The sequence below is a fragment of the Allobosea sp. P4_C6 genome, from assembly GCF_056402015.1.
The window spans coordinates 258,995-277,738 of record NZ_JBFUIF010000001.1 but is presented as its reverse complement, the minus strand read 5'-3'; the positions used below and the strand labels follow the sequence as shown (position 1 = coordinate 277,738).

19 protein-coding genes are annotated in these 18,744 nt (G+C 67.5%); 7 read left to right on the top strand and 12 right to left on the bottom strand.

Going from position 1 to position 18,744, the window contains the following annotated elements; genetic code table 11:
- Nucleotides 1-107: 107 nt before the first annotated feature.
- The 3 genes from AC1DVA_RS01370 (at nt 108) to AC1DVA_RS01360 (ending at nt 2,207) form a co-directional block, all read left to right on the top strand.
- Nucleotides 108-335 carry a sulfurtransferase TusA family protein gene (locus AC1DVA_RS01370; protein WP_265052151.1) on the top strand — a complete coding sequence of 76 codons (228 nt, stop codon included), beginning with the start codon at nt 108-110 and terminating at the stop codon, nt 333-335.
- Nucleotides 336-444: 109 nt separating this feature from the next.
- Nucleotides 445-1,560 carry an Mrp/NBP35 family ATP-binding protein gene (locus AC1DVA_RS01365; protein ID WP_476804727.1) on the top strand — a complete coding sequence of 372 codons (1,116 nt, stop codon included), beginning with the start codon at nt 445-447 and terminating at the stop codon, nt 1,558-1,560.
- Nucleotides 1,561-1,805: 245 nt separating this feature from the next.
- Nucleotides 1,806-2,207 carry an SRPBCC family protein gene (locus AC1DVA_RS01360; protein ID WP_476804726.1) on the top strand — a complete coding sequence of 134 codons (402 nt, stop codon included), beginning with the start codon at nt 1,806-1,808 and terminating at the stop codon, nt 2,205-2,207.
- 15 nt (nt 2,208-2,222) lie between these two features.
- Here AC1DVA_RS01360 and mobA read toward each other — a convergent pair whose 3' ends face one another.
- Nucleotides 2,223-2,849, bottom strand: coding sequence for a molybdenum cofactor guanylyltransferase MobA (gene mobA, locus AC1DVA_RS01355; RefSeq protein WP_476804725.1), 627 nt, complete (start codon nt 2,847-2,849; stop codon nt 2,223-2,225).
- A gap of 34 nt (nt 2,850-2,883) precedes the next feature.
- Complete coding sequence (locus tag AC1DVA_RS01350; RefSeq protein ID WP_476804724.1) at nt 2,884-3,399, bottom strand: DUF2478 domain-containing protein; 516 nt, start codon at nt 3,397-3,399, stop codon at nt 2,884-2,886.
- A 188-nt stretch (nt 3,400-3,587) separates the two neighbouring features.
- Between AC1DVA_RS01350 and AC1DVA_RS01345 the strand changes: the two genes are divergently transcribed.
- Nucleotides 3,588-4,844, top strand: a complete 1,257-nt coding sequence (locus AC1DVA_RS01345) for a peptide ABC transporter permease (RefSeq protein WP_476804723.1) — start codon at nt 3,588-3,590, stop codon at nt 4,842-4,844.
- An 8-nt stretch (nt 4,845-4,852) separates the two neighbouring features.
- Here AC1DVA_RS01345 and argE read toward each other — a convergent pair whose 3' ends face one another.
- The gene (argE, locus tag AC1DVA_RS01340; protein WP_476804722.1) at nt 4,853-6,001 is read right to left on the bottom strand and encodes an acetylornithine deacetylase; all 1,149 of its coding nucleotides are present in this window, start codon (nt 5,999-6,001) and stop codon (nt 4,853-4,855) included.
- A 175-nt stretch (nt 6,002-6,176) separates the two neighbouring features.
- Here argE and AC1DVA_RS01335 point away from each other — a divergent pair, with 175 nt between their 5' ends.
- Entirely contained in the window at nt 6,177-7,145 is a 969-nt protein-coding gene (locus AC1DVA_RS01335; protein WP_476804721.1) for a threonine ammonia-lyase, read from the top strand.
- Between the two features lie 9 nt (nt 7,146-7,154).
- Here AC1DVA_RS01335 and AC1DVA_RS01330 read toward each other — a convergent pair whose 3' ends face one another.
- Nucleotides 7,155-7,562 (bottom strand): peptidoglycan L,D-endopeptidase MepK, encoded by a 408-nt coding sequence (locus AC1DVA_RS01330; RefSeq protein WP_331489861.1) that lies wholly within the window; start codon nt 7,560-7,562, stop codon nt 7,155-7,157.
- A gap of 354 nt (nt 7,563-7,916) precedes the next feature.
- Between AC1DVA_RS01330 and AC1DVA_RS01325 the strand changes: the two genes are divergently transcribed.
- Both AC1DVA_RS01325 and AC1DVA_RS01320 read left to right on the top strand, forming a co-directional pair.
- Nucleotides 7,917-9,089 carry a M20 aminoacylase family protein gene (locus AC1DVA_RS01325; RefSeq protein ID WP_476804720.1) on the top strand — a complete coding sequence of 391 codons (1,173 nt, stop codon included), beginning with the start codon at nt 7,917-7,919 and terminating at the stop codon, nt 9,087-9,089.
- 9 nt (nt 9,090-9,098) lie between these two features.
- Nucleotides 9,099-10,205 (top strand): NAD(P)/FAD-dependent oxidoreductase, encoded by a 1,107-nt coding sequence (locus tag AC1DVA_RS01320; protein WP_476804719.1) that lies wholly within the window; start codon nt 9,099-9,101, stop codon nt 10,203-10,205.
- Nucleotides 10,206-10,339: 134 nt separating this feature from the next.
- On the opposite strand, the gene eda is transcribed toward AC1DVA_RS01320, so the two are convergent.
- From eda to AC1DVA_RS01280, 8 genes are all read right to left on the bottom strand, one after another.
- Complete coding sequence (gene eda / locus AC1DVA_RS01315) at nt 10,340-10,984, bottom strand: bifunctional 4-hydroxy-2-oxoglutarate aldolase/2-dehydro-3-deoxy-phosphogluconate aldolase (protein ID WP_476804718.1); 645 nt, start codon at nt 10,982-10,984, stop codon at nt 10,340-10,342.
- 39 nt (nt 10,985-11,023) lie between these two features.
- Nucleotides 11,024-11,710: a 6-phosphogluconolactonase gene (gene pgl, locus AC1DVA_RS01310; RefSeq protein ID WP_476804717.1), complete on the bottom strand. Its 687-nt coding sequence runs from the start codon at nt 11,708-11,710 to the stop codon at nt 11,024-11,026.
- Nucleotides 11,710-13,212 carry a glucose-6-phosphate dehydrogenase gene (gene zwf, locus AC1DVA_RS01305; RefSeq protein ID WP_476804716.1) on the bottom strand — a complete coding sequence of 501 codons (1,503 nt, stop codon included), beginning with the start codon at nt 13,210-13,212 and terminating at the stop codon, nt 11,710-11,712. Before zwf ends, pgl begins: the two co-directional genes overlap by 1 nt.
- 170 nt (nt 13,213-13,382) lie before the next feature.
- Nucleotides 13,383-14,135, bottom strand: a complete 753-nt coding sequence (locus AC1DVA_RS01300; protein ID WP_476804715.1) for an ABC transporter ATP-binding protein — start codon at nt 14,133-14,135, stop codon at nt 13,383-13,385.
- Complete coding sequence (locus AC1DVA_RS01295; protein ID WP_476804714.1) at nt 14,132-15,004, bottom strand: ABC transporter ATP-binding protein; 873 nt, start codon at nt 15,002-15,004, stop codon at nt 14,132-14,134. The genes AC1DVA_RS01300 and AC1DVA_RS01295 overlap by 4 nt, the downstream gene beginning before the upstream one ends.
- 4 nt (nt 15,005-15,008) lie before the next feature.
- A complete protein-coding gene (nikC, locus tag AC1DVA_RS01290) occupies nt 15,009-15,917 on the bottom strand; it encodes a nickel transporter permease (RefSeq protein ID WP_265052137.1) in 909 nt (302 codons plus the stop codon).
- Nucleotides 15,918-15,927: 10 nt separating this feature from the next.
- Entirely contained in the window at nt 15,928-16,992 is a 1,065-nt protein-coding gene (locus AC1DVA_RS01285; RefSeq protein ID WP_476804713.1) for an ABC transporter permease, read from the bottom strand.
- 140 nt (nt 16,993-17,132) lie between these two features.
- Nucleotides 17,133-18,725, bottom strand: a complete 1,593-nt coding sequence (locus AC1DVA_RS01280) for an ABC transporter substrate-binding protein (RefSeq protein ID WP_476804712.1) — start codon at nt 18,723-18,725, stop codon at nt 17,133-17,135.
- Nucleotides 18,726-18,744: the final 19 nt, after the last annotated feature.

The window sequence follows — 18,744 nt, the reverse complement described above, 5'->3', positions numbered from 1 at the left end:
TCGCGGCGACGAGGCGGGTCAAGCATGCGGCATGGCGGCGGTTGCTCCAACCCGAACAGCCGTCCTATGAAGCAGGGCGACGACAACGGCCCGGCGGGCGCGAGACCATGGACACCATTCCGCTCGATCTGCGCGGCCTGAAATGCCCGCTTCCGGTGCTGCGCGTGCGCAAGGCGCTTCGCGGCGCGCGGGCCGGCAGCCTGCTCGTCGTGCAATGCACCGATCCGATGACGGTGATCGACCTGCCTAATCTCGCGCGCGAAACGGGCGATGCCATCGAGTTGCAGGGGGATGCGGACGGCGCCCTCGTCTTCCATATTCGCAAGGCGGCCTAGACAACCGCGTCATGCTCGGGCTTGACCCGAGCATCTCCTCGAAGAGATTCTCGGCTCTGCGCTGCGCTCCGCCCGAGAACGACGCTTCCGACAAACGGAGTTCGACAACGTGACCGTCTCCCAAGCCGATGTCCTGCGGGCGCTCGAACTGGTGAAGCTGCCGGCAAGCGGGCAATCGCTCGCCGCCTCCGGCCGCATCGGCGATATCCTGGTCGATGGCGGCAAGGTGATCTTCGCCATCGGCATCGACGCGACCGAGGCCGGCGCGATGGAGCCGGTGCGCAAGGCGGCCGAAAGCGCGGTCGGCGGCTTGCCGGGCGTGACCCAGGTCCTCGTCGGGCTGACCGCGGACAAGGCAGCGGCTTCGGCGGGCATGCAAGCCCGGCAACAGGCGCAGCGCCCCGGCCCCGGCGGCGCGCCCAAGCCTACCGGCGTTCCGGGCGTGAAGCAGATCATCGCCGTCGCCAGCGGCAAGGGCGGCGTCGGAAAGTCGACCACCGCGGCCAATCTCGCCGTCGCGCTCTCGACGCTCGGCCTCAAGGTCGGCGTGCTCGATTCCGACATCTACGGGCCGTCCATGCCCAAGATATTCGGCATCACCGGCAAGCCCCAGCTCGTCTCCGGCCGGACTCTGGCGCCGATGGAGGCCTATGGGCTCAAGGTGATGTCGATCGGCTTCCTCGTCGACGAGGAGACGCCGATGATCTGGCGTGGGCCGATGGTGATCTCGGCGATCACGCAGATGTTGCGCGAGGTCGCCTGGGGAGAGCTCGACATCCTCGTCGTGGACATGCCGCCCGGCACCGGCGATGCGCAGCTCACCATGGCCCAGCAGGTGCCGCTCGCCGGCGCCGTCATCGTCTCGACGCCGCAGGACCTGGCCCTGCTCGACGCGCGCCGTGGCGTCGCGATGTTCAGGAAGGTCGCGGTGCCGATCCTCGGCATCGTCGAGAACATGAGCTATTTTATCTGCCCGCAATGCGGGCACCAGTCCGATATCTTCGCCCATGGCGGGGCGCGGCACGAGGCCGAGCGGCTCCATATTCCCTTCCTCGGCGAGATCCCGCTGGCCATGCCGATCCGCGAGACCTCCGACGGCGGCCGGCCAATCGTCGCCAGCGACCCGCAGAGCTCGCATGCCAAGGCCTATATCGCGGTGGCGCGACAGGTGCAGGCCGGCCTCGGCGGCGCCATGCGGGCAGCACCCCGGATCGTCATCGAGTAGCGCCGACCGGCCGATGTCGGGGCTTGACAAACCGGCGTATATGTTCTTCTTTTGTTCTAGTTATATATCAGCTTTTCACGGCATCACGCCGTCATCCGGGACTTGATCCGGGATCCATGCCGAAGCGCTTCCGATGGAGGTTCAGGCATGGATCCCGGCTCTCCACGGAGTTCACCCTTGGGCCGACCAAAAGGCCGGACCCGAGGGCTCCGGCTGGGATGACCCGCGTTGGAAAGGACAGAGCCATGCCCGTCCAGCACGCCCGCCATATCGGCATCGGCATCGATCGCCCGGTGGAGGAGGTATATGCCTTCCTGGCCGAACCGGCGAATTTCCCGCAATGGGCCGAAGGCCTCGGTCATAGTTTCGTGCATGTCGAAGGAATGACCTGGCGCGCCGAGACGCCGACGGGGCCGATGCGCGTCCTGTTCAGCGAGCCGAACAATCACGGCGTGCTCGACCATGCCGTGATCCCCGAGCATGGGCCGGCCATGCACAACCCGATGCGGGTCGTCGCCAATGGCGACGGCGCCGAGCTGGTGTTCACGCTGTTCCAGCGCGAGGGCGTGTCCGACGACGAGATGGCGCGCGACGCGGCCATGGTGTCCCGCGATCTCGCGGCGCTGAAGGCCTTGCTGGAGCGATAATGTCCGCCGCCGTGGCTAGATCGGCAACCCCGCGAGGCGTTCCGCTTCGATCAGGTCTTCCGGCGAATTGATGTTGAAGAAGGGATCGTACGGCTCGGCCGGCCACTCGGCGACGGCAACGCCCTGCGCCTGCGTCCAGCGGCTGATCTTGCGTTCACCGGTCGCCAAGGCCTGGCGCAGCTCCTCTCGCAGCGAGACGGGCCAGAGCCCGATGGCATGGTGCGCCTGCCCGGCGGAGGCGGCGCAGGCGAGCGGCGTAACGGCCGCGATGCGGGCCCGGTGCAGACGCGCAGCAAGATCGGTCGGGATGAACGGCGTATCGGCCGCGATGCTCAGCAGCCAGCCCATGTCCGGCCGATGGCCGGCGAGCCAGTCGAGGCCGGCCAGGATGCCAGCAAGGGGGCCTGCGAAATCCGGCACCGTATCGGCGACGACCGGCAGGCCGCATGCCGCGAAGCGGGCTGGATCGCCATTGGCATTGAGGAGAAGGCCGTCGCACTGCTCACCGAGCCGCCCGATGACATGGGCGAGGATCGGCCGGCCGGCGAGCATCTTCAGGGCCTTGTCGCCGCCGCCCATCCGGCGCGCGAGGCCGCCCGCGAGGATGAGGCCGAGCGTGGGCGGCAGCGTGGTGCCGGTCATGCCAGACAATCCCGGGGCCGCGCCACGGCGCCGGTCAGGCAGCGAGCCGGATCGCGGCCGCGACCCAGCGTTCGACCGCCACAGCGTCGGCCGCCAGCTCGACCCAGTCGTCTCCGGCGAAATCACGCCAGGCCGGCAGGAAATCGTGCCGTACCGCGATCAGCACTGGCAAGCCGGCCATCACCGCATCGGCGATCTCCTGGCGCAGCCCCTCGCCCAGTGCTTCCTGCTTGCCGAACTTGTTGACGATGACGAGATCGACCCGCTCGGCCAGCGCGCCGGCAAAAGCGGCCGAGGCAGCGGCAAGCCCGGCCGCATCCAGATGGCAACCTGCTGCGGCGGCGCCGAGATCCTGGCTGATCGGGAAGCGCCGGCCGCTGCCGAGATCCTCAAGCGACATCGCCATGCAGCGATCGTCGCAGGCATCATCATTGTGCTGGACGACCCCACCGAGACGCAGACCGCGCTGCCTCAACTGCGCCGCCAATCCGTGCATGAAGGCGTCGATCGCGGAACCGCTCGCATAAGGAATGGCAGCCAGCATCGTCATGCCGGATTCCTCTCACGAACGGCCGCGCGACGCCAGAGGCGGTGGCTGGAAGACTATGTTACGCGACCGAGAGATGCCGGCGCAGTGTTGCGCCGCACCTACAGTCGTGCGCTTACAGTCTCGCTAGGGTGGCGAAGGTTTGTCTCGGGCAACCGGGCCGGCCGCTGCCCATCACGCCGTCGGAACGCATGATCCGCAACAACGCCCAAACCCCGCTCGACCCGGCGACCGACGCCGCACTGCTGCTGCGGCGCATCGGCTTCGGCACGCTCGCGCTCGTCCTACCGCTGGCGGCGCTGGTCTCGCGCCGTGCCGCCGTGGTGCTCGTGCCGATCGGCATCGCGCTGCTGATCATCGCGGCGCTGGTCGAAGAGCCCGGCAGGTTCGCCGGCGCGTTCAAGGAAGCCGTGCTCAGCCGCCCGGGCCTGATCCTGCTCGGCCTCGTGGCTTGGGCGTTCCTCTCGCTGGTGTGGAGCCCCTTCCCGGCTGCCGCGGCCGAGAAGGCCGGCAATCTGATGCTCGCCGTCGTGCTCGGCTTTGCCGGTCTTTCCGCCCTGCCCGAGCGGATGCGCTCCTCGAACCTGAACCTCTCGCCGCTCGGCACCGGCAGCGCCGGCATCTTCGCGCTCGGGCTGATCATCATCGCGGCGCTCAGGCATGCCGAAACGCCGCCCGGCGCGGTCGAGCGCGGCGTCTCGGTCGTTCTCATCACGGCCTGGCCGGCGCTCGCCTGGCTGCTGTCACGCGAAAGGGGGATGAGCGCGCTCGGCCTCGCGCTCGTCGTGGCGCTGCTGGCGCTGACGCGCTTCGAGGACGGCGAGACCGTCGCGATGATCTTCGGGGCCGTGGCCTTCGGGGCCGTGACGGCCAGCCGCGAGCGGGCCGCGCAGGTGATCGCCACGATCATCGCCGGGCTGATGCTGTTCGCGCCGATCCTGCCCTTCCTGCTCGCGCCGCTGGTATCGGCACTGCCCGACAGCGCCGACGGCTTCGCGCAGATGCTCTCGATCTGGGCGGATGTGATCCGCCAGTCGCCGATCGAGCTCGTCACGGGGCACGGGCTCGACACGGTCGTCCGCGGCCAGATGAACGGGACGCTGCCGCAGCCGGCGCCGGCCACGCTGCTGTTCGAGACCTGGTATGAGCTCGGGCTGGTCGGCGCCGCAGCCGCCGCCGCCTGTCTCTATTTCGCGATCCGCGCCGCCGGCCGGATGCCGGGGGCGCTGGCTGCCGGCGGCGTCGCGGCCTTCACCACGGCCTTTGCGCTCAGCGTCTTCGGCTTCGCGCCATTGCTGCCGTGGTGGCTGATGACGCTGACCTCCGTCGTGCTGCTGTTCGGCGCCATCGCCCGCGGCCAGTACCGGACCGACCGGCCGGCGGTGCCGCTGCCGATGCGTCCCGCCAGCCATAAGCGGCCAAAAGCGGGCGAACCGCCCGCAGCCTGACGGCTGCCTCAGCGGGAGAGCTCGGCGATAAGCGCGCGCTGGAACGTGGCGCCAGCTTCGAGCTGCGAGACGGCGATGAACTCGTCCGGTTGATGCGCCTGGGCGATGTCGCCGGGACCGCAGACGACGGTCGACCAGCCGGCGCGCTGGAACAGCCCGCCTTCGGTTCCGTAGGCGACGACATGGCTGCCATTGTCGCCGGTGAGCCGCCGGCAGAGCGCCTCGGCCGCACCGTCCGTCTCGGGGCCCATGGCGGGTGTGTTCGAGGTGATCTCGAAGCCGATGCCGCTTTTGGGCGCGATCGCCTGCATCCGCGCCTCGATCTCGGCGAGCCTGGCGCGATAGCGGGCGGCGTAGTCCTCATGGCTGTCGCCGGGGACGCAGCGCACCTCATGGGCGAAGGTGCAGTGCTCCGCCGTGATGTTCACCGCCGTGCCGCCCTGGACGACGCCGACATGCAGCGTGCTGTAGGGCGGCTCGAAGCCGTTATCGGGCGCCGCGGCCTTGTTCTGCGCCATCACCTCGTTGTGCCAGTGGATCAGCTCGCCCGCGACCATCACGGCGGGCACACCGATATCGACGCGGCTTGAATGCACGGCGTGACCGCGCACGGTCGTGCGCATCCGCATGGCGCCCTTGTGGCCGGTCACGACCTGCATCATGGAGGGCTCGCCGACGATCACGGCCGCGGGATTCATCCCATCAGCCTGCATCGCCTCGATCATCACCCTCGCGCCCCGGCAGCCGACCTCCTCGTCATAGGAGAGCGCGATATGGATCGGCCGCTTCAGCGGCGCCGCCAGCATCTCCGGCACGAGCGCCAGCGCGATCGCGTCAAAGCCCTTCATGTCGCAGGCACCGCGGCCATAGAGCCTGCCGCCGCGCTCGGTCAGGGTCCAGGGGTCGGACGTCCAGGCCTGCCCGGCTACCGGCACGACGTCGGTATGGCCGGAGAGCACGACGCCGCCATCGCCCTTCGGCCCGATCGTCGCATAGAGATTGGCCTTCTGCCCGTCCTCGCTCGGCGCGAGCCTGCTCTCGACGCCAAGCAAGGCGAGATAGTCGCGGCAGAAATGGATCAGGTCGAGATTGCTGCGCTGCGATTCCGTGTTGAACGAAACCAGCTTCGCAAGCATCTCTTTCGGCGTCATCGTCATCGCATCCCTCTTCCAAAGGCCCTGCTGCGCGCAGGTTTCGTGACAGCAAGCTAGGACCTGCCAGGGAGCAGGGACAAGGCGAAACCCGTCTCGCTCGCGCTTGACGGCCTTGCACGGGACGCGCTCTCGTGCGGCAACAGGTGCCGCCGCGCCCAGAACAGGACCGAAACCCGCCATGCCGTTCGATGTCACCCTCGCCGATATCCAGGCTGCCGCCGTTCGTATCGCCGGCAAGGTCCGCCGCACGCCGACCTATCACAGCGCCGGCCTGTCGGAGCGGCTCGGGGTCGAGACTTGGGTGAAGCTCGAAAGCCTGCAGCTCGGCGGCTCCTTCAAGGTGCGCGGCTGCTTCAACAAGCTGGCGGCGCTGAGCGCTGCCGAGCTGGCGCGCGGCGTCGTCACCGTCTCCGGCGGCAACCACGCCATCGCTGTCTCGCTCGTCGCGCGGGCGGTCGGCACCCGGGCGCTGGTGCTGATGCCGAAGGCGACGCCGGCCCTCAACATCCGGCTGACCGAGGAGGCCGGCGGCGAGGTCGAGCTCTGCGACGATTCGATCGCCGCCTTCGCCAAGGCCGAGGACTATGCCGCAGCGGGCATGATCCACGTCCATTCCTATGACGACCCGGCGATCATCGCGGGCCATGGCACGCTGGGGCTCGAACTCGCCGCCGATGCCGGCGGGCGCATCGACCATGTCTTCATCTCGATCGGCGGCGGCGGTTTCTCGGCCGGGGTCGGCGCGGCTCTGAAGGGGCTCGACCCGGCGGTGCGGCTGCACGGCGTCGAGACCGAGGGCGCGACGACGATGACGCAGGCGCTCGCCGCCGGTGAGCCCGTCCCGATCCGCTCGACCTCGATCGCACGCACGCTTGGAGCGCCCTTCGCCACCGAGCGCACCATGGCGGCTGCACGGCAATTCCTCGAGGAGATCGTCGTGGTTCCGGATGCGGACGCGGTGCGGGAACTGGTCTGGGTGCTGCAGAACGAGCGCGTGCTGGTCGAGCCGGCGGCCGCCTGCGTGGTGGCCGCCGCGCTGGCGCGCAAAGAGAAGTTCCGACCCGGAGAGCGCGTTTGCCTCGTGCTCTGCGGATCGAACGTCGCGATCGAGGATATCGCGCGCTGGCGGACCGAATTCGGGCTCTGAACGGTTAGATCAACCGCCGTTGCGGGCCAGCTTCGCGTAGCGGCTGCGCTTGCCGGCGGAGGCATAGCGGCTGCGCTTCTGGCCGTGCCAGGAGACCTCGCGCTCGCCGATATCGGCATGAACGAGGCCGTTGGAGTAGGTACCCACACCGCCGACATTTTCGAGCGCGCGGGCGATCGCAGCCGCTTTCCGTGGCGAGGTCCCCAGCGGCCGGAAATCGATCGCCTTGCCGCTATAGTGCTGCGAATGGCGGGCGTGGCGGCCGCCGCAGGTCGAGGTGATCTGGATCGGCCCGATTTTCGCGATGAGCTCGGCGACCATCGCCAGCGTCTCGGGCTTGAGGCAGCCCAGGCCCTTGACCTGAGGCTGAAAGGAAATTTTCTCGGAGGGAATGTTGGCCAGGGCCACCGCAGGCAAGAAACCGAACATCAACGCAAGCAACAACGAACGACGCATCATCTACCAAACATGAGAAGGGGGAAAGGAATGATCAGGTCAGAGATTCTCGATGACCTGAGCGAACGCCGCCTCCGCTATTGGCAAAGGAAGGCCAAATCATGGCTGGCGGCTTTCCGATCTATTACGTAGATGCAATCCAAGAGGCCTTCGGAGCGGAATCAACGGCACATCATCTTGTCAGATCACTGACCGCCATTCCGCAAAGGCCCGCCCCCTGCGCGCTGCCGGCTTGGACAGGCGGGCCGGGCCTGGGCTAGCGTGCGGACGGCACCCGCTTTCTGCGCGGCGCCCCATGCTATCTCAGAGGATACGATGCCCAAGACCGACATCATCGCGGCGCTGACTCCGGAAATCACCGCGATCCGCCGCGACATCCACCGCCACCCCGAGCTGATGTACGACGTTCACCGGACTGCCGGCCTCGTCGCCGACAAGCTCAAGGAATGGGGCGTCGACGAAGTCGTCACCGGCATCGGCCAGACCGGCGTGGTCGGGATCATCAAGGGCAAGGGCCAGAATTCCGGCAAGGTCATCGGCATGCGCGCCGACATGGACGCCCTGCCGATCCATGAGGAGACCAATCTCGAGCACCGCTCGACCGTGCCTGGCAAGATGCATGCCTGCGGCCATGACGGCCACACCGCCATGCTGCTCGGCGCCGCGAAGTACCTGTCCGAGACCCGCGACTTCGACGGCACCGCCGTGCTGATCTTCCAGCCTGCGGAGGAAGGCGGTGCCGGCGCCAAGGCGATGATCGACGACGGGCTGATCACCCGCTTCGGCGTGCAGGAGGTCTACGGCATGCACAACAGGCCGGGGCTCGCGCTCGGCCGCTTCGAGATCACCAAGGGGCCGGCGATGGCCGCAGCCGACCGCATTCACATCAAGATCGAGGGCAAGGGCGGACACGCGGCAGCACCGCACAACGTCAACGACCCGATCGTCGCCTCCTGCGCTCTTGTCAGCGCCCTGCAGACGGTCGCCTCGCGCAATGCCGACCCGCTCGAATCCATCGTCGTCTCGGTCACCGCGCTCAATGCCGGCGAGGCCTTCAACGTCATTCCGCAGACGGCGGAGATCAAGGGCTCGGTGCGCACGCTGACGCCGAAGACGCGCGAACTCGCGCAGAAGCGCATCACCGAGATCGTCGAGGGCGTGATGAAGGCCTTCGGCATGAAGTACGATCTCGAATACCATCTCGGTTATCCCGTGACCTTCAACCATGCCGGCCAGACCGATTTCGTGACCAGCGTCGCCAAGGAAGTCTTCGGGTCGGATGCAATCACCACCGACATCCCGCCGACCATGGGCTCGGAGGACTTCTCCTACATGCTGGAGGAGCGCCCCGGCGCCTTCATCAACATCGGCAACGGCGACTCGGCGGGGCTGCACCACCCGGCCTATGAGTTCAACGATGCGGCGATCCCCGTCGGCGTGAACTACTGGGCGAGCCTGATCGAGATCGCCATGCCGCAGCGGGCCTGACGCCTCACGATGAGCGACATCGATTGCCTGGTGATCGGGGCCGGCGTCGTCGGCCTCGCGGTGGCCCGCGCGCTGGCGCTGGCCGGCCGCGAGGTCGTCATCGCCGAGGCTGCCGACGGCATCGGCACCCAGACCTCGGCGCGCAACTCCGAGGTCATCCATGCCGGGATCTACTACCCGCCCGGCTCGCTGAAGGCCCGTGTCTGCGTCGAGGGCCGTCAACAGCTCTACCGCTACCTCGAAGAGCGCGGCCTGCCGCACAAGGCCTGCGGCAAGCTGATCGTCGCCACCTCCCAGGCGCAGAAGCCGGCGCTGGAGACGATCATGGCGCGGGCGAAAGCCTCCGGCGTCGATTCGCTGCGCTGGCTCTCGGGCGCCGAGGCCAAGGCGATGGAGCCGGAGGTGCGCTGCGAGATCGCCCTGCTCTCACCCGAGACCGGCGTCGTCGACAGCCATGCGCTGATGCTCTCGCTGCTCGGCGAGTGCGAGGCGGCCGGCGGCTCGCTTGCGCTGAACACGCCGATCGCCGGTTGGCGGCGCGAGGCGGAGGGTTTCAGCGTCGATTTCGGCGGCGCGGAGCCCGCGACCTATTCCGTGCGGACGATCGTCAATTCGGCGGGGCACGGCGCGCCGAAGCTGCTGGGCCTGCTCCCAGGCTTCCCGGCCGAGCATGTACCGGTCCAGCACTACGCGAAGGGCAACTACTTCGCGCTGACCGGGCGGCAGCCCTTCAGCCATCTGGTCTATCCGGTGCCGGAAGCGGCCGGCCTGGGCATCCACGCCACGATCGACATGGGTGGGCGCGTCAAGTTCGGCCCCGATGTCGAATGGGTCGGGAGTGACCAGGATCTGGTGGTCGACCCGGCGCGGGCGGAGAAGTTCTACGCGGCGATCCGGACCTACTGGCCGGCATTGCTGGATGGAGCGCTGGTCGCCGACTATGCCGGCATCCGACCGAAGCTGCACGGCCCGACCGAGCCGATGCCGGATTTCCGCATCGACGGACCGGAGGTGCATGGGGTGGCGGAGCTGGTCAACCTCTTGGGCATCGAGAGCCCGGGGCTGACGAGTTCGCTAGCGATCGCGGAGATGGTGCGGGAGAAGCTGGCGGCATAGAGCGCGTCATGCTCGGGCTTGACCCGAGCATCTCATGCCGAAAGAAACTCCAGAGCCGCATCCTGCCAGAGATTCTCGGGTCTGCGCTTCGCTCCGCCCGAGAATGACGCAGGGCGTACGCGCATGCGGCGAAGTCAGCTCCGTGCCTTCACAAACGCTTCCTTCGCCTCGCGCGCCAGCGTTGTGATGCGGCTCCAGTCGCCGGCGGCGATCGCATCGGCCGGGACGAGCCAGGAGCCGCCGACGCAGATCACCTGCGGCAAAGCGAGGTAATCACCGAGGTTCTTGAGGCCGACGCCGCCGGTCGGGCAGAAGCTCATCTGCGGGAACGGGCCGGAGAGCGCCTTCAGTGCCGGCGGGCCGCCGGCCTGCTCGGCCGGGAAGAACTTGGCGGTGGTCCGGCCGGCCGCGACCGCGCGCATGCAGTCAGACGCCGTGGCGACGCCCGGCAGCCAGGGCAAGCCCGCCTCGCGCAAAGCCGCATCGACGCCTTCGCTGAAGCCGGGGCTGACCACGGCCTGCGCGCCGGCATCCTTGACCTGCGTCACCTGGGCCGGAGTCACCACCGTGCCGGCCACGGCCAATGCCTTCGGCACCGACTTCGCGATGGCGGCAAGCGCCTCCATCGCCCCGGGACGGCGCAGCGTGACCTCGACGACGTCGATGCCGCCGGCGACCAGCGCATGGGCGAGATCCACAGCACGCGAGGCGTCCTCGATCACGACGACAGGGATCACGCCGCAGCTCTTCAACCGGGCAATCGCGGCAGTTTCGTCCATGGCCTCGTCTTTCAATCGATTTGAGCGGGTGAGCGGGCTCTACTCCTTCGCCCAGTAGACGTCGAGCCCCTGCTCGCGGCCGATCAGCATGTCGACCGGCAGCGGTGCCTTGCGGTTGGAGGCCTCCTTGAGGACGGCTTCCTTGGCGCCGCCGGAGACGAGCAGGCCCGCCCAGCCGGCATGGACGAGGCGCGCCGGCGAGAGCGACAGTCGTGGCGGCAGGCCGGGCGGGCGCGCGACGACGATGCCGCTATCGGGCACCGCGCTGAACGTGGCCTCGGCGCCGGGAAAGAGCGAGGCGACGTGACCATCCGCGCCCATGCCGCTGACAAGCAGGTCGAGCGGCGGAAGTTCGGCAAGTCGCGCGCCAAGCAGGGCTGCCGCAGCCTCGATATCGCTGCCGTGGCCGTGGAAGGAGATGAAACCGGCGCGTCCCTCGGCCAGCGGCGCGAACTGCTCTCGGATCATGCGCTCGTTCGAGGCCTCGTCGTCGGACGCGACGAAGCGCTCGTCGGTCGGCAGCAGCGTGACCTTGTCCCAGGCGAGATCTTTCTGCCCGAGAGCGGCGAGAAAGCGCGCCGGCGTCGTGCCGCCGGGGACTGCGAGCAGCGCCTTGCCCTTCTCGGCGATGACCTCCCGCAACCGCACCGCGACGGCCTCGGCCAGCGCCTCGGAGGCGTCGGCAAGGGTGGCGAAACGCTGCCAGGCAAGCGGGCCGGCCGTCATCAGACGAAATCCGGATCGGCCCAGGAACGGCCGTCGCGCTCGATCAGACCGATCGCCTGCGACGGCCCCCAGGAGCCGGCGGCATAGCGATGCGGATGCGGGCTGTAATCCTGCCAGCCGGCGATGATCGGATCGACCCAGGTCCAGGCCTGTTCGACCTCGTCGCGATGCATGAACAGGGTCTGGTCGCCGCGGATCACATCCGTCAGGAGGCGCTCATAGGCATCCGGCGTGCGCTCGTCGAAGGCGGTGGAATAGCGCAGGTCGAGCTGGCGCGGCACGATCTTGAGGCGTCCGGAGCCCGGCACCTTCATCATCAGCTGGAGCTGGACGCCGTCGTTCGGCTGCAGGCGGATGAAGAGGCGGTTGGCGTCGAGCCGGTCGCAGGTGCCGTTGCCGAAAATCGAGTGCGGCACCGGCTTGAAGGTGACCGCGATCTCGGAGTAGCGCTGCGCCATGCGCTTGCCGGTGCGCAAATAGATCGGCACGCCGGCCCAGCGCCAGTTGTCGATCTCGCAGCGCACGGCAACGAAGGTCTCGGTGTTGCTGCCGTGGCCTAGCTCCTCGGCATAGCCGCGAACACGCTGGCCGTCGATCTGGCCAGGCCCGTACTGGCCGCGCACGGTGTAGCGCTGGACGTCAGGCCCGACGATGGGACGCAGCGCCTTCAGCACCTTGATCTTCTCGTCTCGGACGGCGCCGGCTTCCAGCATGTTCGGCGGCTCGATAGCGAAGAGAGTGAGCAGCTGCATGAGATGGTTCTGCACCATGTCGCGCATATGCCCGGCCTTGTCGTAATAGCCGGCGCGGCTTTCGAGACCGACCGTCTCGGCCACGGTGATCTGGACGTGATCGATGTCGCGGCTCGACCAGGACCGCTCGAACAGCGTGTTGGCGAAGCGCAGGACGAGCAGGTTCTGCACCGTCTCCTTGCCGAGATAGTGATCGATCCGGTAAGTGCGGCTTTCGGGCAGGATACGCCCCACGGCGTCGTTGATCTGGCGCGCCGAGGCGAGATCGCGGCCGAGCGGCTTCTCGAGGATGACGCGCGAGGTCGGCGTCAGGATATCGGCCTTGGCGAGGTTCTCGCAGATCGGGATGAAGAGATCGGGCGGGGTCGAGAGATAGAAGGAGCGGACGCGCTCGCTGTCGCCCAGCGCCTTCTTCAGCGCCTTGTAGGTCTCCGGCTGGACCGCATCGAGCAGCACCATGGTGAGCCTGCGCAGGAAGGACTCGACCTGATCCTTCGGGATGCCTTCCTCATGGAGCCGCTGGGCGATCTGCTTCGGCAGGCCCTCGACATCCTCCTCCTTGCGGACGATCGCGAAGATGCGGCTTTCCTCGGGCAGAACCCCTTCGCGATTGCGCTGGCCAAGAGCCGGAAAGAGCTTGCGCAAGGCGAGATCGCCGCCTGCGCCGAAGATCACCAGATCGAAGGGCGGGACCGGCGTCCTCTCCGGAATGCTCTCGGGCCGAAGCGCATTGTCGACGATGGCGTCCATGGAACTCACAACTCCGTAAGGCGGTGCCGGTTTCGTAATGCCGGCGCAAAGCCTTGCCGCTCGACCGGCCTGTGTCGAACGCGAAGCGCATAGCGCAAGGCTGCGACCAGAGTGAGACGATTTGGCCCCGCTGCAAAGAGGCAATGGCGCTCGGCCGTTGCGCGTCCCGTTCAGCCGGCGCGGCTGAACCCCGCGCTCGCCGCCAGAAGCTGCTGCGCATAAGCCGTCTGAGGCTGGCGCGCGGCCAGCGTCTCGACGGTCATCTCCTCGACGGCGCGGCCGAACTGCATGACCAGCAGCCGCTCGCACATATGGCCGACGACCGCGAGATCATGGCTGACGAGGATATAGGTCAGTTTGCGCTCCTGCCTGAGCGCCGCGAGCAGGTTCAGCACCTCGGCCTGGATCGAGACGTCGAGCGCCGAGGTCGGCTCGTCGAGCAGCAGGATCGACGGTTCGAGCACGAGGGCGCGAGCGATGGCGACGCGCTGGCGCTGGCCGCCAGAGAGCTGGTGCGGATAGCGGAAGCGGAAGGAAGCGGGAAGGCCGACATCGGAGAGCGCCTTGCCGATGCGCGCCTCGGCATCGCGGGCACCGTGGATGGCGAGCGGCTCGGCCAGGGTGTCGTCCACGGTCTTCTTGGGATGGAGCGAGCCATAGGGGTCCTGAAAGACCATCTGGACATGGCGGTAGAAGGCCTTGTCCCGGACCTTGGGCTGCGCCGCGCCTTCGATCGCGACCGCGCCGCCCCAGTCGCGGTTGAGGCCGGAGAGCACGCGCAGCACGGTCGACTTGCCGGAGCCGGACTCGCCGACCAGGCCGTAGCTCTCGCCATGGTTCACGGTGAAGGAGAGATCCTTCACGACATGGGAATCGCCGAAGGAGACGTTGAGCTTGTCGACGGAGATCGCAGCGTTCGTCATGCCAGCCAGGCCGGGTCGCGGTTGAGGGTGGCGAGCTTCGCCCGGGGATGGCCGAGGTCCGGCAGGCATTCGAGCAGGCCGAGCGTGTAGGGATGGCGCCGGCTGCGTGCGGAAGGGTCGGCGAGCTCGGCCGCCGGCAGCGTCTCCATGACCTTGCCGCCATACATGACGATGACGCGGTCGCAGAAGGATTGCACCAGATGCAGGTCGTGGCTGATGAAGATCAGCCCCATGCCGCGCTCGGTCACGAGATCGTCGAGGATCTTGAGGATCTGGAGCTGGACGGTGACGTCGAGCGCCGAGGTCGGCTCGTCGGCGATCAGGATCTCGGGCTCGGCGATCAGCATCATCGCGATCATGACGCGCTGGCCCATGCCGCCTGAAACCTCGTGCGGGTAGAGGTCGTAGACGCGCGCGGGCTCGCGGATCTGCACCTGCTCCAGCATGGCGAGGCTGCGCTCGCGCGCCTCGCGGCCGCCGGCCTTGCGGTGGATGCGATAGGCCTCGGCGATCTGGCTGCCGACAGTCTGGACCGGGTTCAGCGAGAATTTCGGGTCCTGCATGACCATGGAGATGTGCCGGCCACGCAGCTTGCGCCGTGCGCCCTTGTCCATCGTCATCAGGTCCTGGCCGCGGAAGCTCATGGCGTCGGCGCTGACGACGCCGGGCTGCGGGATCAGGTCGAGGATGGCCCGGCCGGTCATCGACTTGCCGGAACCGGACTCGCCGACGATGCCGAGGCGCTCGCGCCCGAGCGTGAAAGAGAGCCCGCGCACGGCATGGACGATGCCGGTCGCGGTGTGGAAATCGACCTTGAGATTGTCGACTTCGAGAAGCGGCTGTTCGCTCGTCATGGCCTCGCGCGTCATGGCTTCACCTGGCATCCATGACGTCGCGCAAGCCATCGCCGAGCAGGTTGAAGCCGAGCGCGACGACGCAGATGGCGAGGCCGGGGAAGGTCGCGACCCACCACTGGTCGAAGATCTGCTCGCGCCCGGCCGAGATCATCGCGCCCCATTCCGGCATGGGCGGCTGCGCGCCGAGGCCGAGGAAGCCGAGGCCCGCGGCGGTGAGGATGATGCCGGCCATGTCAAAAGTGGTGCGCACGATCAGCGAGGGCATGCACATCGGCACGACATGCTTCCAGATGATGCGGGCGCGAGAGGCGCCCTGCAGGCGCATCGCCTCGATGTAATCCTGGTTGCGGATCACCATGGTCTCGGCGCGGGCGACGCGGGCGTAGGGCGGCCAGGTCGTGATCGCGATGGCGATGATGGCGTTGACGATGCCTGGCCCGAGCGCCGCGACGAAGGCCAGCGCCAGCACGAGACGCGGGAAGGCCAGGAAGACGTCGGTGATGCGCATCAGCAGCCGGTCGACCCAGCCGCCGAAATAGCCGGAAACGGCGCCGATCAGCAGGCCGAAGGGCCCGACCGTGACGACGACCAGCAGCACGATGACCAGCGTGATACGCGTGCCGTAGACGATACGGCTGAAGATGTCGCGCCCGAGCGCGTCGGTGCCGAACCAGTTGGTCATGGAGGGCGGCAGCAGCCGCTTGTCGAGTGCCTGGGCGAGCGGGTCGAAAGGCGCGATCAGCGGCGCGAAGGCGGCGACCAGCAGCAACAGGACGATGATGGCGAGGCCTGCCACCGCCATCGGGTTGCGCCGGAAGGCGAGCCATTGCCGATAGAGCTGGCCGAGCCGGGCCTGTCGGCGCGACTCCGGTGAATCGCTGATAAGCCAGGCATGCAAGCCGGCGGAGGGGGAGGTGTCGCTCATATCCGCCTCCTCAGCGCACGCGCGGATCGGCCAGCCGGCCGATGATGTCGGTCAGCAGATTGACCGCGATGAAGACGACGCCGACCACCAGCGTGCCGCCGAGCACCGCGTTCATGTCGGCATTGAGCAGGGCGTTGGTGAGATAGCGGCCGAGCCCCGGCCAAGCGAAGATCGTCTCGGTCAGCACCGAGCCTTCGAGCAGGTGCATGTAGGACAGCGCGATCACGGTGAAGAGCGGCACGGCGGCGTTGCGCAGGGCGTGGCGCCAGATCACCGCCGTTTCGGAGACGCCCTTCACGCGGGCGGCGACGACATATTGCTGCTGCAGCTCGCTGATCATGAAGCTGCGGGTCATGCGGCTGATATAGGCGACGGAGAGCAGGCCGAGGACGAGCGCCGGCAAGATCAGATGCGAGAAGGCATCCCAGAAGGCTTCCCATTCGCCTTCCAGTGCCGCGTCGATGAGGATCACGCCGGTGCGGGTGGTGACGATGTCCTGCCAGACCACGGAGATGCGGCCGGGCCCCGCGACCCAGCCGAGCTTGGCGTAGAACAGCAGGAGCGCCATCAGGCCGATCCAGAAGACCGGCACGGAATAGCCGACGAGGCCGACGACGCGGGCCACCTGATCCTGCCAGCGCCCCTGATTGACCGCCGCGAGGATGCCGAGCGGCACGCCGATCAGCACGCCGATCACCGTCCCCAGCGTGGCGAGCTCCAGCGTCGCCGGGAAGACGCGCCTGATGTCCTCGGTGACCGGATTCGAGGTCAGCACGGAGGTGCCGAGGTTCCCGGTGAAGACCTTGCCGATATAGATGGCGAATTGCTGCCAGAGCGGCTTGTCGAGGCCGAGATCGATGCGCGCCGCCTCATAGGTCTCGGGGCGGGCATTGTCGCCGACGACGGCGAGCACCGGGTCGATCGGGATGACGCGGGCGATGAAGAAGGTGACGAGCAGCAGGCCGAACATGGTTATGGCCACGGTCGTCAGCTCGCGGGAGAGCACACGGGCCCATCGGCGTAGCGCGCCGGCAGCCGATGGTTTGCGGACGGAAGTTTGCGTCACGGCCGTCATGACCCGCCTCCGATTCTTGTGGTTGCCAGGGCGCTTCGGGCAGCTACGGGGCGCGAAGCAGGAGCGGGCCGGGACAGGGCATGGCAAAGGCGCCCGCCGCGGCTTTGGCGCCGCAGCGGGTCTCCCACCCCTGACAGGACTCAGTTCTTGACGATGGTCGCGTAGAAGTTGGTGTCCGAGCTCGGTCCGATGACCCAGCCGTTCACGTTCTTGCGCTCGGCCGAGACCTCGATCTGCTGGAACATGATGACGAAGGGCGAGACCTTCTGGTGGTCGCGCTGCAGCGCCTCATAGGTGGTCGTACGCTTGGCGGCATCAGATTCCAGCACCGCGCCCTGCGTGACCTTGGTCATGTCCGGGATATCCCAGGCATTGCGCCAGGCCAGTGTCTTCGACTTCGCCTCCTCGCCATTGTCCTCGTTGATGGCGAAGGTCTCGGCATTGGTGTGCGGGTCGAGATAGTCCGGACCCCACTGGCCGATATAGATGTCATGTGTGCGGGCGCGGTACTTGGTCAGGGTCTGCTTGCCATCGCCCGGGATGATCTCGAGCTTGACGCCGGCCTGGGCCCAGGTCGCCTGGATCGCCTGGGCGATGTCGGTGATCGGCGCGACGGAGCGGGTATCCATGGTGACGGTGAAGCCGTTGGCGAGGCCGGCCTTGGCCAGGAGCTCCTTCGCCTTGGCGACGTCGAGCTTGTAGGGCTTGTCCGAGATCGCCCCGAGGAAGCCCTGCGGCAGGAAGGATTCGTGGCCCTTATAGGTACCTTCGACGATGTTCTTCTCGATCGAGCCGTAATCGACCAACAGCTTCAGCGCCTCGCGCACCTCGGGCTTGGCGAGGTTCTGGTTCTTCTGGTTAAGGCCGAGATAGAGGATGTAGCCCTTGTCGCCCTGGACGATCTTGATGGCGTCATTGCTCTTGACCGCCGCAAGCTGGTCCTTGGAGAGGTTGCGGGCGATGTCGATGTCGCCCTTCTCCAGCAACAGGCGCTGCGAGGCGGGCTCGGCGACATGGCGGACGACGACGCGCTTGCTCTTCGGCGCGCCCTTGTACCAGCTCTCATTGGCGTCGAGCGTATATTGCTCGTTCGGCCGGTAGCTGCGGACCTTGTAGGCGCCGGAGCCGGCCGAATTGAGCTTCAGCCAGCCATTGCCCCAGTCGCCATCCTTCTCGTTGGCCTTGACCAGCTTGGTGTCGACGATCGAGGCGACGCCCGAGGTCAGGCAGTTGTAGAAGAAGGTCGGAGCGAAGGGCTTGGAGACGGTGATCTGGACGGTGTTCTCGTCGAGCGCCTTGACCTTGTCGAGCACGTTCTCGGCGACGAAGCCGAACTGGCGCAGGATGAAGCCCGGCGACTTGTTCAGTGTCACGGCGCGCTGGAAGGAATAGACGACGTCGGCGGCGGTCAGCGGGTTTCCGGAGTGAAACTTGACGCCTTTGCGCAGCTTGAAGGTGTAGGTCAGGTTGTCGGGGGTGACGGTCCAGCTCTCGGCCAGTTCCGGGACGAGCGCGTTGTTGTTGGCGATATCGACGCCGATGAGCTTGTCATAGGCGTTGGCACCAACCTCGACGCCGGAGAACTCGAAGGCCTCGGCCGGGTCCAACGTGATGATGTCGTCGATCTGCTTGGCCATGACGACCGTGTCCTTCGGCGTCTGCGCGAAGGCCGCCGTCGTCGTCATCAGCGCGGTAAAGGCCGAAACGGCCATCAACTTGGCTACGTGACGCATCGAATTCCCCGTTGTTCGT